The organism is Enterobacter sp. MGH85 (assembly GCF_001037655.1).
Classification (GTDB): Bacteria; Pseudomonadota; Gammaproteobacteria; order Enterobacterales; family Enterobacteriaceae; genus Enterobacter; species Enterobacter intestinihominis.
Map to the genome: position 1 here is coordinate 4,118,341 of NZ_KQ089925.1, position 14,268 is coordinate 4,132,608.

Sequence of the window (14,268 nt, forward strand, 5' to 3'; positions counted from 1 at the left end):
ATATGAAAACCCTGAAAAACTGGACCATCGATACGCAGTCGGCGAATCATCTGGAACTGCTGGTGGATAACCAGCACCGTCTGTGCCTGTATGTGCTGGAAGAGAATCTGTTCCGCGTGCTGATCAAGCGTAAAGGCCAGCTGGCGCTGGACCGCACCTGGAGCATCGCGCCGGAACAAGACGTACCGTGGGAAGGCCGCCGTCGTGACGATGTCAGCGGCTTCACCTGCCCGGCCTGGACACTGACGCAGCAGGGCGATGCGTTAACCGTAGCGACCGAACAGCTGCGCGTCACCGTCCACCAGCCCCTGTGGCTGGAGTGGCACTACCGCAATGAAGCGGGCGAGTGGCACCCGCTGGTTAACGACCGTCCCACCAGCGCCTACCTGCTCAATGCCCACGGTGACGGCGTGGCGCACTATCTCAGCCGTCGCAAGGATGAACGTTTTTACGGTCTGGGTGAGAAAGCGGGGGATTTACAGCGTAACGGCAAACGCTATGAGATGCGTAACCTGGACGCGATGGGCTATAACGCCGCCAGCACCGATCCGCTGTACAAGCACATCCCGTTCACCCTCACCCGTCGCGATGACGTGAGCTACGGCCTGTTCTACGATAACCTGAGCAGCTGCTGGCTGGATCTGGGTAACGAGATCGACAACTATCACACCGCCTACCGCCGCTGGCAGGCGGAAGCGGGCGATATTGACTACTACCTCTTCACCGGCAAGCGCGTGCTGGACGTGACGAAAGCCTTCGTGCGCCTGACGGGGAAAACGCTGTTCGGACCGAAGTGGAGCCTGGGCTACAGCGGCTCGACCATGCACTACACCGACGCGCCGGACGCGCAGGACCAGCTCATGAACTTCATCCGCCTGTGCGATGAGCATGCCATTCCGTGCGACTCGTTCCAGCTCTCCTCCGGCTATACCTCGATTAACGGCAAGCGCTACGTCTTTAACTGGAACTACGACAAAGTGCCGCAGCCGAAGGTGATGAGCCAGGCGTTCCACGACGCGGGGCTGCGGCTTGCGGCAAACATCAAGCCGTGTCTGTTGCAGGATCATCCCCGCTACGGCGAAGTGGCGGAACGCGGCCTGTTCATTCGCGATTCAGAAACCGATGCGCCTGAACGTTCCAGCTTCTGGGATGACGAAGGATCGCATCTCGATTTCACCAACCCGCAGACGGTGCAGTGGTGGCAGGACGGCGTGACCACGCAGTTGCTGGAGATGGGGATCGATTCCACCTGGAACGACAACAACGAGTATGAAGTGTGGGACGGGGAAGCGCGCTGCTATGGCTTCGGCCAGGCGATCGCCATCAAGCATATTCGCCCGGTGATGCCGCTGCTGATGATGCGCGCCTCGCTGGAAGCACAGCAGCGCTTTGCGCCGGATAAACGTCCGTATCTGATCTCCCGCTCCGGCTGTGCCGGAATGCAGCGCTACGTTCAGACCTGGAGCGGCGACAACCGTACCAACTGGGACACCCTGCGCTATAACATCCGCATGGGCCTGGGCATGAGCCTGTCCGGACTGTTCAACGTCGGTCACGACGTCGGCGGTTTCTCCGGCGACAAGCCGGATGCCGAGCTGTTCGTGCGCTGGGTACAGAACGGCGTGATGCATCCGCGCTTTACCATCCACTCGTGGAATGACGATCGCACCGTGAACGAACCGTGGATGTACCCGGGCGTGACCCCTGCGATTCGCAGCGCCATTGAACTGCGCTATCGCCTGCTGCCGTATCTCTACACCCTGCTCTGGCAGGCGCACGCCGACGACGAGCCGATGCTGCGCCCGACCTTCCTCGATCATGAGCACGATGCGCAGTCCTTTGAAGAGTGCGACGACTTCCTGCTGGGCCGTGACCTGCTGGTGGCCAGCGTCGTCGAAGCCGGGCAGCGCGAGCGCCGCGTCTGGCTGCCGGATAACGAAACCGGCTGGTACGATTTTTACACCCACGCGTGGTATGCGGGCGGGCAATCGATCGTCCTTGATGCGCCGCTGGAAAAGCTGCCGCTTCTGGTGCGCGCAGGGGCCGGTTTGCCGCTCAGCGAACGCATCCGTCACGTGAGCGCCGATAAAGACGATACCCGCGAGCTAAAACTGTTCCCGGTGAAAGGCGTCGGCACCACCTCCGGGCTGCTGTTTGAGGATGACGGCGAAAGCTGGGGCTACCTGAACGGCAATGCGCTGTGGGTGGAATGGGAGATGGTGTGCGACGGCGCAAGTATCAACCTGAAGGTGAATGCGCGCGGCGACTATCGTCCGGCATGGAAGGCACTGAAGGTGTCGTTACCGACGGGGGAAAAACGTACGCTGCGGGTGAACGGGGTTGAAGGGGGCGAGTGGGTGGTTTAGTACGTCCTGATGCCCTCACCCTAACCCTCTCCCACAGGGAGAGAGGATAGAACGTAGGCCGGGTAAGGCGAAGCCGCCACCCGGCTATTTTTTAACTCTCGATACCTTTACTGCGCAGGTAATCTTCGTAGTTACCGGTGAAGTCCACCACGCGCTCTGGCGTGATTTCGATCACGCGGGTCGCCAGGGAGCTGACGAACTCACGGTCGTGAGAGACGAAGATCAGGGTGCCCTGATACATCTCCAGCGCCATGTTCAGGGATTCGATCGATTCCATATCCAGGTGGTTGGTTGGTTCGTCCATCACCAGGATATTCGGTTTTTCCATCATCAGCTTGCCGAACAGCATACGGCCCTTTTCACCACCGGAGAGCACTTTGGCGGGCTTTTTGATGTCGTCCTGGCTGAACAGCAGACGCCCCAGAATGCTGCGTACCGCCTGCTCGTCGTCGCCTTCCTGCTTCCACTGGCTCATCCAGTCGAAGACGGTCAGATCGTTTTCGAACTCATATTCATGGTCCTGCGCGTAGTAACCAATCTGCGCGTTTTCAGACCATTTCACGGTACCGTTATCCGGTTGCATTTCGCCCACCAGAGTTTTCAGCAGGGTAGATTTACCCACGCCGTTGGCGCCCAGGATAGCAATCTTCTCGCCCACTTCCAGCAGCAGGTTGAAGTTTTTGAACAGCGGGCCTTCATCGAAGCCTTTGGTGAGGGCTTCCACTTCCAGCGCGTTACGGAACAGCTTCTTGTCCTGCTCGAAGCGAATGAACGGGTTCTGACGGCTGGAGGCTTTTACCTCTTCGAGCTTGATTTTGTCGATCTGACGGGCACGCGACGTTGCCTGGCGCGATTTAGAGGCGTTAGCGCTGAAGCGGCTGACGAAGGATTGCAGGTCCGCAATCTGCGCTTTCTTCTTGGCGTTGTCGGCAAGCAGACGTTCACGCGCCTGGGTTGCCGCCGTCATGTACTCATCATAGTTGCCCGGATAAACGCGCAGCTCGCCGTAATCCAGATCCGCCATGTGCGTACACACCATGTTAAGGAAGTGACGGTCGTGCGAGATGATGATCATGGTGCTGTCGCGATCGTTCAGCGTCTGCTCAAGCCAGCGGATGGTGTCGATGTCCAGGTTGTTGGTCGGTTCGTCGAGCAGCAGGATGTCCGGGTTAGAGAACAGCGCCTGCGCCAGCAGCACACGCAGCTTCCAGCCTGGCGCAACTTCGCTCATCGGACCATAATGCTGTTCAACAGGAATGCCGACGCCCAGCAGCAGTTCGCCCGCACGCGCTTCCGCAGAATAACCGTCCATTTCGCCGTACTGCGTTTCCAGGTCGGCCACTTTGTAACCGTCTTCTTCGCTCATCTCAGCGAGACCGTAGATACGATCGCGCTCCTGCTTCACTTCCCACAGCTCCGCATGCCCCATGATCACGGTGTCGAGCACGGTGAACTCTTCGAAGGCGAACTGATCCTGACGCAGCTTACCGATACGCTCGTTCGGGTCGAGCGACACGTTGCCCAGCGTCGGCTCCAGGTCACCGCCGAGGATCTTCATAAAGGTGGATTTTCCGCTACCGTTGGCACCAATCAGGCCGTAACGGTTGCCGCCGCCAAATTTGACGGAAATATTTTCGAACAGCGGCTTACTGCCAAACTGCATAGTGACGTTGCTGGTAACTAACACGGAGAGATTCCTGCGAAAAGTGTGATAAACGCGGCATTATGCCACAATTCCGAATTGAGATCCTGTGTTGCGGTAATCCACTAAACTTTAACAAAATCGAAAAAAATGTGATTTCGTACACATCTGAATTCCCAGTTAACGGGAATGCACATATAATGCGCTCCCATTACAGATTCAGACTTCTCAACTCATCGCCAGAATGGCTTAGATACCTCGCATAACATGAACATGAAATTAACAACGCTTTTTGCGGCGGCGTTAGCCGTAGTAGGTTTTTGTAAGACCGCGTCTGCGGTGACGTATCCCCTGCCGACAGACGGAAGCCGTCTGGTGGGTGAAAACCAGGTGGTGACGGTTCCGGAAGGTAACACTCAGCCGCTGGAATACTTTGCGGCGCAGTATCAGCTCGGCCTGTCTAACATGCTGGAAGCGAACCCGGGCGTTGACCCGTATCTGCCGAAAGCGGGTACCGTACTCAACATTCCACAGCAGTTGATCCTGCCGGATACCGTGCACGAAGGTATCGTGATTAACAGCGCCGAAATGCGTCTGTATTACTACCCGAAAGGCACCAACACCGTGATCGTGCTGCCTATCGGTATCGGTCAGCTGGGTAAAGACACCCCGCTGAACTGGACCACCAAAGTGGAGCGTAAGAAAGCGGGCCCAACCTGGACGCCGACCGCCAAAATGCACGCTGAGTACATTGCTGCCGGTGAACCGCTACCGGCCGTTGTGCCTGCTGGCCCTGATAACCCGATGGGTCTGTACGCGCTGTACATTGGTCGTCTGTATGCCATCCACGGTACTAACGCCAACTTCGGTATCGGCCTGCGCGTAAGCCACGGCTGCGTACGTCTGCGTAATGAAGACATCAAATTCCTGTTCGATAACGTGCCGGTCGGTACGCGCGTGCAGTTCATTAACGAACCGGTGAAAGCGACGTCAGAGCCGGACGGCAGCCGTTACATTGAAGTGCATAACCCGCTGTCCACCAGCGAAGATCAGATCAACAACAACGAAATCGTACCGATTAAGCTGACCAGCGCGGTGCAGTCCGTTACCTCTCAGGCGGATGTTGACACGACCATCGTTGACCAGGCGATTCAGAACCGTTCCGGTATGCCGGTGCGTTTGAACTAATCGCGAGCACGAACAAAGCGGGCCTCGAGGCCCGCTTTTTTTTATCCGTTATTCACAATTACGATGCCGCCATGATCATAGCGATAGTGACAATGGGCGTACTCCAGCGGCGTACCATCTTCCAGATAGATCACCTGCTCGACCTCCAGCACCGGGTCGGTTGGCTCACAGACCAGATGCTGCATATCCAGCGCACTGGGCTTCAGCGCCCGCACCACACGATACGATCCCATGATCTTCAGCCCCAGCGTCTCCTGCACATACCGGAATACCGAACTTTCAAGATGGGTTTTGTTCAGGCCGGGCACCAGATTGAGCGGCATCACCGTGGCGTCCAGGGACATCGGCTCACCGTTGAGTAAACGCAGACGGATGAAGTCATAGATCGGCGTATCCGGATTTATCATCAGCGAGGCCTGCTCTTTCTCGTTCGGGAAGCGAAGTTCGAAGTGCACCACCTGGCTCGACACCGTGCCTAAATGTTCCCAGGTTTTGGTCGCCCCAAAGTAGTCGCTGCCGGAGAGATCCCACTGGGAAAGCTGGAGGAAATTTTTGCGGATGAACGTGCCCTGTCCCTGCCGGGTATAGACCAGCCCTTCTACGATCAGCTGACGCATCGCCTGCTGAATGGTCATCCGGCTGGTGCTGAATTCCGCCGCCAGCGCGAACTGGTCCGGCAGCGGTTCATTGGCGGCGTACTGCTGGGTAATAATGCGTTTCTTAATTTCCCGCGCTATGGTGATGTACTTCGCCGCCATCTTCCTTCCTTAAATTAGTTTTCTGTCCCGCTGTTTTTCAAGGCCACTCGCTCGGCCACCTTGAGGAAAGGCAGGTAGAAGAATACACCAAATACGATGATTGCCAACTGCACCACCACCGCCCGCCAGTCCCCCGCCGTCGCCAGCCAGGCGCTGAGGATCGGCGGCGTGGTCCACGGGATCATCACCACGCAGCGCGACATCAGACCCAGCGTGGTACAGAGCCACGCAAAGTAAATCCCGATGGCGGGCAGCAGCACAAACGGGATCATCAGCGGCAGGTTAAAGACAATCGGCAGGCCGAAAATCACCGGCTCGTTGATGTTGAACAGACCCGGCGCCAGTGACAGACGCGCCACCTGCTTCGCTGATTTCTGTCTTGAGAAGATGAAGATAGCGATCAGCAATGAGATAGTGCTGCCCGTCCCGCCCACCATGCCAAAGGTCGGCACAAAGATGTTGTTGATGATGTGTGGGATCGGCTGGCCGTTGGCAAAGGCCAGCATGTTCTCGTTAGTGTTGATCAGGAGGAACGGTTCCAGCACCACGCTGTTGACTACCGACTGATGAATACCGAGCGTGAACAGGAAGTTACCGAAGCTGTAAATGAAGATCGTCCCGGGCAGACTGGTGTTGATCAGCCGCAGCGGCTGCTGAATGAATGTCGTAATGAGATGGATCAGATCCGTATGCAGCACGTTCGCCAGTATGGCCGCCAGCACCGCAAACAGGGAGAGCGTGAGGATTGTCGGGATCAGCGCGGTAAAGGATTTGCTCACCGCCGGAGGCACGTTCTCCCCCAGCGAAATGTGCAGCGCCTTCAGCCGTGAAATGGCGATAAACAGCTCGGTTGAGAGCAGCCCAATCAGCACCCCGGCGAAGATCCCGGTGGAGCCGATATTGGCGAACGTCAGCACCTGGGTGACGTTCACCGGGGCGTCGCTGCCGACAGGCGTAATCTGTAAGCGCATCGGCATCATGATGATGAAGCTGCTGACGGCGATAACCACTGCCGAGACCGGATTGTCGAAATCTTTGTTGCGCGCCAGCGACCAGGCGATCATCGGTGCCAGCAGCAGCGCGGCGATGTTCAGCGTGCCGTTGATAATAGCCTCGCCCCACACCTTAAACTGCGTGAGCGTGTCGCCTTCCAGCACCCATGGAAACACGACGTTGTTCACCAGCACCGCCAGACCGGCGAGGATGAAAATCGGCATCACCGTGGCGAAAGCGTCCCGCAGGGATCGCAGGTGTACCTGGTTTGCCAGGCGCGCCGAGAACTCAACAAATTTATCGACAAAAGACTGCATGTGCGGTGTTATTTTTGTTTCAGACATAGCGGAGTATTCCCATCAATCAGTCACAAAAACGGCCCGGCAGCGTACGGCTTACATCTCGCGTCCGTTAGTATGGATAACCTGTTTTAACCACGCGTAGCTCTTCTTCGGCACGCGCTTAAGGTCTTTCAGGTCGTGATTTTCACGGTTGACGTAGACCACGCCGTAGCGCTTACGCATGTCACCCTGCGAGCTGAGAATGTCGATTAAGCCCCAGCCGAGGTAGCCCATTACCTCTGCCCCGTCCTCGAATATTGCCGCTTTCATCGCCTCGATGTGCGCCCGGTGGTAGTCGATGCGGTAGGTGTCCTCGATCGGGTTTACCCCGTCCCAGGACTCGATCACGCCGATGCCGTTTTCAATCGGGAATACCGGCATCCGCCAGTCGTTGGCATAGCGGGTGATGATGGTGCGAAAGCCCAGCGGGTCGATCTGCCAGTTCCACTCGGTGGCTTTCAGGTACGGGTTATTTTTCTCGCCATGCAGCAGGTAATGGTTCACCGGCGTGCCTTCCGGGATGGCATCGCTGTCCAGCGTTTTGCTGGCGTAATAGCTGAAGGCCATAAAGTCGTTCTTCGTGCGCGCAAACAGCGCGAGATCGTCTGCGCGGTAGATATCACCGAAGCCCTCCTGCTCCACCACCGCCATCACCGCCGGGCTGTAGCCCTGTCCCGCGAAGACGCGCAGCAGGTTCTGGTTGAGGAATTCGTCGTACTGCTGGGCGCAGAAGATATCGCGCGGTTTGCAGGTGGCTGGATAAATCAACTGGTGCGCCAGCATGCCGCCCATCAGCTTGCCTGGCTTAGTCTGGTGCAGGTATTCGGTCAGAGTCATGTGCGCCACCATCGCATGGTGCTGAAGCTCATACAGCTCGCGCAGGGTTTGTTCACCTTTCATGTAACCGGAAATGCGAAAAGCTTCCGGCATATGGAAAATGTTCTGCTCGTTGAAGGTCAGCCAGTACTTCACGCGATCGCCGTAGCAGTCGATCATCTTCTTGCCGTAGCGGATAAAGGCCTCCATCACCCGGCGTTCGTTGAAGCCGTTGTACTCCTGCGCCAGCGCCAGCGGCATATCGAAGTGGTAGAGGCAGACCATCGGCTCAATACCGCGGGCGAGCAGATCGTTAATAAAGCGGTCGTAAAACGCGATACCTTCGGCGTTGAACTCGCCGTCACCCTGCGGGCAGACGCGGCTCCAGGAGATCTGGAAGCGGTAGCAGTTCATGCCCAGATCCTGCATCAGATCGAAATCTTCCCGGTAGCGGTGGTAGGAGTCGGTCGCCACTTTCCAGTCGGAGATGTTTTCTCCTGCTTCCCGAATGTCATATACCGACATCCCCTTCCCGCCCTCATTCCATGCCCCTTCCGTCTGCATGCTGGATACCGAGTTGCCCCATAAAAAGTTGGCTGGCAGTGATTTGTTCATGGTCTCTCCCTATATGACTAGTCATTTAAATTTAATGACTAGTCATATAGATCGAGATGAAACATCAGGCAAAGAGAAGGAGCATTTTTTGTGAGGTGGGTTGAAATAAAGACCAGAGATAGTAGCCCCGGTAAGCGAAGCGCCTCCGGGGAAAAGGAAGGTTACTGCTGCGCGAGCTGACTACGACGGTATTCCCCCTGCCGCTCCAGCATCCAGCCTGGATATTCGCGCGGCAGCGCACTGACGGCATCAAGCTGTTTAAGCTCGTCTTCGCTTAAGCGGATCCCGGTGGCGGCAATATTATCGTCCAGCTGATCGACGCGTTTCGCACCAATAATGACGCTGGTCACCGCTTTTTGATGCAGCAGCCATGCCAGCGCGATTTGCGCCACGGAGACGCCCCTACGCTCGGCAATGACGCGCATTACGTCCACGCAGTCGAAGGCGCGATCTTTATTCACCGGCGGGAAGTCAAATTCCAGACGGCGGCCTCCGGTTTCGCTCTGCCCGTCACGACCGTATTTTCCGCTCAGCAGGCCGCCCGCCAGCGGGCTCCAGACCATCAATCCGACGCCTTCGCTCTGCATCATCGGCACCAGCTCGCGCTCCAGGTCACGTCCGGCAATGGTGTAATACGCCTGCAACGATGCGAAACGCACCAGCCCAAGACGTTCAGAAATACCGAGCGCTTTGGCAATCTGCCACGCAGTCCAGTTCGAGACGCCGATGTATCGCACGTGACCGTGCTGTACAAGGTTATCCAGTGCGTAAAGCGTCTCCTCAATGGGGGTCGCGGGGTCGAAACCGTGCAGCTGATAGAGATCGATATGATCGAGCTGCAGGCGGCGCAGGCTCTCCTTTACGCTGTCGATAATGTGATAGCGCGAGCCGCCGCGTGAGTTCACTCCCGCCGTGCCCGTTTCACCAAACACCTTTGTGGCGACCACCACGTTTTCACGTGGAACGTTCAGGTTTTTCAGCGCCTGCCCGAGGATCTCCTCCGAGCGTCCTTCCGAATAGACGTCGGCAGTGTCGATAAAGTTGATGCCCGCGTCCAGCGCGCGGCCCACCAGCTGCTCGGCTTCGTTTTGCCTTAGCTGGCCAATCTTGCCCCACATGCCGCCCTCGCCGCCGAAGGTCATGGTGCCGAGGCAGAGTTCAGAAACAAACAGTCCGGTATTGCCCAGTTTTTGATAACGCATAACGCTTTCCTCGCATGTCGATTGGGTGTCTGTTAGTTATACCCGCCCCCCAGCCATCGCGAATGTGGCGTTCCTGTCCGTTTCTTGCCCAATCCTCTGAATCTATCCGCGCGGGGCATCGCCAAAGACGCTGTAGTCTGGCAGCTGAACCTGCTGATACGGCTCCCAGCCGCCGCCGAGGGCTTTGTAGAGCGCCACCAGGTCAAGCGCGCTCTGCACCTGCGCCTGCGCCCGCTGCTGTTCGGCCTGAGCGAGCTGACGCTGGGCGTCCAGCACGTCAATAAAACTGGCGATCCCCTGTCGGTAGCTGTCGCTGGCGAGATCAAAAGCGTTTTGCAGCGCGTCGATGGTTTTCGCCAGGCCCGCCTCACGCTGCTGGTCAGTGCGATAGCTCACCAGCGCGTTTTCAACATCGCCGAGCGCCGTCAGCACCGTCTGACGATAGTCCAGCACCGCCGCCCCTTGCTGTGCGCGGGCCACCTTGACGCTGGAGACCAGCCGACCGCCCTGGAAGATGGGGATGGAGACCTGCGGACCGAAGCTGTAAAAGTGGCTGCTCCAGTCGGTCAGCCAGCCGGATTCGCTGTTACGCAGGCCAAACTGCCCGGAGAGGGTGAAGCTTGGGAACAGTTCGGCTACCGAAACGCCAATTTGCGCCGTGGCGGCATGGAGGTTCGCCTCAGCTTCGCGCACGTCCGGGCGACGACGCGCCAGCGTTGACGGAATGCCGGTTTGCACAATATCCGGCAACGCTGGCATCGGCTGCACGGATTGTAATTCGGCATCCAGCGCCCCCGGCGGTTTGCCGAGCAGGATGGCCAGCCCGTTCATCGCCTGGCGTTCCTGCGCCTGATACTGCGGCAATTGGGCTTCAAGATTGCCCAACTGCGCCCGGGCGTTTTCTACGTCCATCTGCGGTGACAGCCCGCCCCGCTGGCGGCTTTCGGTCAGATCCAGCGTCTGCTGCGCGCTTTCAATTTGCGTATTAAGCGTGGCAATGATGCTCTGCGCCCCTCGCAGCTGTAGCCACGCCCGCGCCACTTCGGCTTCCAGCGAGACCAGCGCATCGTTACGCTGCTCGATCGCCGCCCGCTGCTGCGCCTCGGCCGCTTCTACCTGACGGCGCACCTTGCCCCACAGGTCGATTTCCCACTGAGCGTCGAAGCTGCCCTGATAGAGGTTAATCGGCTGCGTCAGCGGGCCTAACGCGCTTCGCAGCTGCGGATCGACATTATTCAACTGGTCATACACGCCGTGGGATTTCAGCTCCCCTTCCAGCCCAAGCTGCTGGCGCGTCGCCTGCACATTGCCATTCACCGACGGGAAAAATGCCCCGCCGGCCTGGTTAATCTGTTCGCGCGCGCCGGCAATGCGCAATACCGTTTGCTGTAGCGTCAGATTTCCGGCGATGGCGCGTTCAATCAGGCTGTCGAGCTGCGGCGAGCCGAAGGTTTTCCACCAGCGCGGGTTGGTGGCGGCGGAGGACGTTTGCGATTTCACCGCGCCGTCGCCCTTATCGTTCCAGTGCGTGGTGGCGGGCGGTGCAGGCTGTTGGTAGTCCGGCCCGACGGCGCAGCCCACCAGCAGCATCATTATCATCAGGAGGTGTAAACGTCTGTGTATCATCAGTGTGCTCCTGCACTCCCCTCGCTCTTAACCGGCGAGAGCAACAAACAAAACGGAATCAGTAAGAAGGCCACCGCGCTCAGAATGGTGAAGACGTCGATGTAGGCCAGAAAGCGCGACTGCTCGATCATGGTCTGGTACATCCGCCCGGTGGCAATGCCGGTCGGATCGCCCACCTGAGTGGTGAAGTTCTGGATCGCCTGGGCGCTTTCGCGTATCGCCAGCTGGAACTGCTCATTAAACGGCGAAGCGTGGTAAGCCAGATGCGCGCTGTGCGCCTGTGAGCGCTCGGTGATCGCCGCCGTCGAGAGCGAAATCCCAATCGAGCCAGCCACGTTGCGGAACATGGTAAACAGCGCCGCCGCGTCGGCGTTAAGCCGCCTTGGGATCGAGATAAAGGCGATGGTGGTGAGGGGCACAAACAGGAACCCGAGTCCAATCGACTGGGCGCTGCGGAACAGCACCAGCGTTTCGAAATCGATATCCGGCGTCAGCGTCCGGGACCAGAAGAAGGACACCGCCAGGCAGGTAAAGCCGAAGGCGATGATCCAGCGCGTCTGCACCACCGGCATCAGCTTCAGTACCAGCGGAATAGTCAGCACAATCAGCACCGCGCCGGGCGAGAGCACCAGCCCGGACCAGGTGGCGGTATAGCCCAAATCCTGCTGCGCCAGTTGCGGAATAACCACCGAACTGCCGTACAGGATCATCGCCATCCCCGCCATCAGCAGGCTGGAGATCGCAAAGTTGCGGTCCTTCATACAGTGCAGATCCACCACCGGCTTTTTGGCATACATCAGCCAGTAGATCGCGCCGATAATGCCGACCAGCGTCAGTACCGCGAAGGTGCGGATAAAGTTCGAATAGAACCAGTCATCATCTTCGCCCCGGTCGAGCATCACCTGCAAACAGCCAAGTCCGAGAGCGATCAGGCCGATCCCCGTCCAGTCGACGGTGAGCTTCTCTTCCGACTTTTTCTCCCACGGCGGATCTTCCAGCAGCTGATAGATGGCCAGCACCGTCACAATCCCTACCGGAATATTGATAAAGAACACCCAGCGCCAGGAGTAGTTATCGGTGATCCAGCCTCCCAGCGTCGGGCCAAGTACCGGCGCGACGATAATGGCAATGGATGAAAGGCCAAAGGCTTTGCCCCTGTCCTCCGGCTTGAAGTAATCGAGCAGCACCGATTGCTGCGTGGGCTGCAACCCGCCGCCAAAAAAGCCCTGCATCACACGGAACAGGATGATTTGCCAAAGCTCGGTGGCGATGCCGCACAGGAACGAGCAGATGGTGAACATCACAATGCAGATCAGGAAGAACTGCTTGCGGCCAAACAGCCGGCTCAGGAAGGCCGAGATCGGCAGCACGATGCCGTTCGCCACCAGGTAGCTGGTGAGCACCCAGGTGGATTCGTCATAGCTGGCCGAGAGCGACCCCGCGACGTGGGGCAGCGCCACGTTGACGATGGTGGTGTCCAGAATTTCCATAAACACCGCCAGGGTGACCACAATCGCCACCGCCCACGGGTTACTGGCGGGCTTCCAGTTTTCGTGGCTGCTGTCCGTCATTCCACGGTGACCTTCGGTTCAACCGACAGCCCCAGCGGCAGCGGTTTGTTCGGATCCAGCCCCTTATCAATGACGATTTTCACCGGCACGCGCTGAACGATCTTCACAAAGTTACCGGTGGCGTTTTCCGACGGGAAGGCGGAGAAGCGCGAGCCGCTGCCCTGCTGGATGCTGTCAATATGGCCTTCGAGCGCCATATCCGGCCAGGCATCGACGGACACGGTCACTTTGTCGCCCGGCTTCATACGTTCAAGCTGCGACTCCTTGAAGTTCGCCACCACCCACACGTTCGGGGAAACCAGCGAGAACAGTGCCGTGCCTGCCTGCACCAGCGTACCAGGCTGGACGTTGCGTTTGGTGACAAAACCGTCGAACGGGGCGCGGACTTCGGTATAAGAGAGGTTCAGGTTGGCGGTTTCCAACTGCGCTCTGGCCTGATCGACCTGCCGTTCGCGGGCTTCGACGTTAGTCTCCTGCTGGCGGATTTGCAGCTGGACTTGCTCCGCCACCTCCAGCTGCGCCTGCGCGCTGGCCAGACCCGCCTGGGCACTCCGCAGTTGAGCGTTCGCGGCATCGATGCTTTGTTGTGTGGTCGCGCGGGGGTCAACGCCGCGCTGACGGCGGTACTCCGCCTGAGCGTTGGTCATATCCGCCTGGGCTTTCAGTACCTGGGCTTTGGCTTCATCGCGCTGGGCGGGATATTGCACCTTCGAGAGCGCCAGCTGCGCCTGTGCCTGATGCAACTGCGCAACCGCCAGCCCAAGCTGGGCCTGAGCCTGATCGCGCTGGGCGGTGGTATCACGCGGATCGATCACCACCAGCACATCCCCTTTCTTTACACGCTGGTTATCCCGCACGCGAAGTTCGGTAACGTAGCCTGCCGTTTTTGGGGCAATGGTCACTACGTCGCCGTCGGTGAAGGCGTCGTCGGTGGTCTCTTCGTTACGGGTTAAAAACCACCAGACCAGCGCCACGATCACCATCACGATGACCACGATGCCAAGGATAATTAACGGTTTTTTGCCCGGGCGCTTGCGCTCGTTATTGTTTTGATCCTGCTCGTCAGCAGGTGGATTTTGATCTTCTGCCATAGTTCAGCAACGGTCCTGTCAGTGAGCGGCATCACACTATGCCGTTCACTAAAGCTAGG

Annotated in this window: 10 protein-coding genes; 2 read left to right on the forward strand and 8 right to left on the reverse strand. The window is 58.3% G+C overall.

Annotation, left to right across the window (positions count from 1 at the left end):
• The first annotated feature begins 2 nt into the window (after positions 1-2).
• Positions 3-2,366, forward strand: coding sequence for a glycoside hydrolase family 31 protein (locus SK51_RS19570; protein WP_032676355.1), 2,364 nt, complete (start codon positions 3-5; stop codon positions 2,364-2,366).
• A 91-nt stretch (positions 2,367-2,457) separates the two neighbouring features.
• Here SK51_RS19570 and SK51_RS19575 read toward each other — a convergent pair whose 3' ends face one another.
• On the reverse strand, positions 2,458-4,053 hold the full coding sequence (locus tag SK51_RS19575; protein WP_023299657.1) for an ABC-F family ATPase: 1,596 nt from the start codon (positions 4,051-4,053) through the stop codon (positions 2,458-2,460).
• 222 nt (positions 4,054-4,275) lie between these two features.
• On the opposite strand from SK51_RS19575, the gene ldtB reads away from it, so the two are divergent.
• Positions 4,276-5,196 carry a L,D-transpeptidase gene (gene ldtB, locus SK51_RS19580; RefSeq protein ID WP_003858435.1) on the forward strand — a complete coding sequence of 307 codons (921 nt, stop codon included), beginning with the start codon at positions 4,276-4,278 and terminating at the stop codon, positions 5,194-5,196.
• A 41-nt stretch (positions 5,197-5,237) separates the two neighbouring features.
• Here ldtB and SK51_RS19585 read toward each other — a convergent pair whose 3' ends face one another.
• The 7 genes from SK51_RS19585 to SK51_RS19615 all read right to left on the reverse strand — a co-directional run bounded on the left by SK51_RS19585 (position 5,238) and on the right by SK51_RS19615 (position 14,209).
• Positions 5,238-5,954, reverse strand: coding sequence for a GntR family transcriptional regulator (locus tag SK51_RS19585; protein ID WP_023305749.1), 717 nt, complete (start codon positions 5,952-5,954; stop codon positions 5,238-5,240).
• 14 nt (positions 5,955-5,968) lie between these two features.
• Entirely contained in the window at positions 5,969-7,291 is a 1,323-nt protein-coding gene (locus tag SK51_RS19590; protein ID WP_023305748.1) for a PTS sugar transporter subunit IIC, read from the reverse strand.
• Positions 7,292-7,342: 51 nt separating this feature from the next.
• A complete protein-coding gene (locus tag SK51_RS19595) occupies positions 7,343-8,719 on the reverse strand; it encodes a glycoside hydrolase family 1 protein (RefSeq protein WP_022647532.1) in 1,377 nt (458 codons plus the stop codon).
• Positions 8,720-8,880: 161 nt separating this feature from the next.
• On the reverse strand, positions 8,881-9,921 hold the full coding sequence (locus tag SK51_RS19600) for an aldo/keto reductase (protein ID WP_032676356.1): 1,041 nt from the start codon (positions 9,919-9,921) through the stop codon (positions 8,881-8,883).
• A gap of 102 nt (positions 9,922-10,023) precedes the next feature.
• Positions 10,024-11,547 carry an efflux transporter outer membrane subunit gene (locus SK51_RS19605; protein ID WP_023305747.1) on the reverse strand — a complete coding sequence of 508 codons (1,524 nt, stop codon included), beginning with the start codon at positions 11,545-11,547 and terminating at the stop codon, positions 10,024-10,026.
• Positions 11,547-13,118, reverse strand: coding sequence for a DHA2 family efflux MFS transporter permease subunit (locus SK51_RS19610; protein ID WP_022647529.1), 1,572 nt, complete (start codon positions 13,116-13,118; stop codon positions 11,547-11,549). The genes SK51_RS19605 and SK51_RS19610 overlap by 1 nt, the downstream gene beginning before the upstream one ends.
• Entirely contained in the window at positions 13,115-14,209 is a 1,095-nt protein-coding gene (locus SK51_RS19615; RefSeq protein ID WP_023305746.1) for an HlyD family secretion protein, read from the reverse strand. The genes SK51_RS19610 and SK51_RS19615 overlap by 4 nt, the downstream gene beginning before the upstream one ends.
• Between the last annotated feature and the right edge of the window lie 59 nt (positions 14,210-14,268).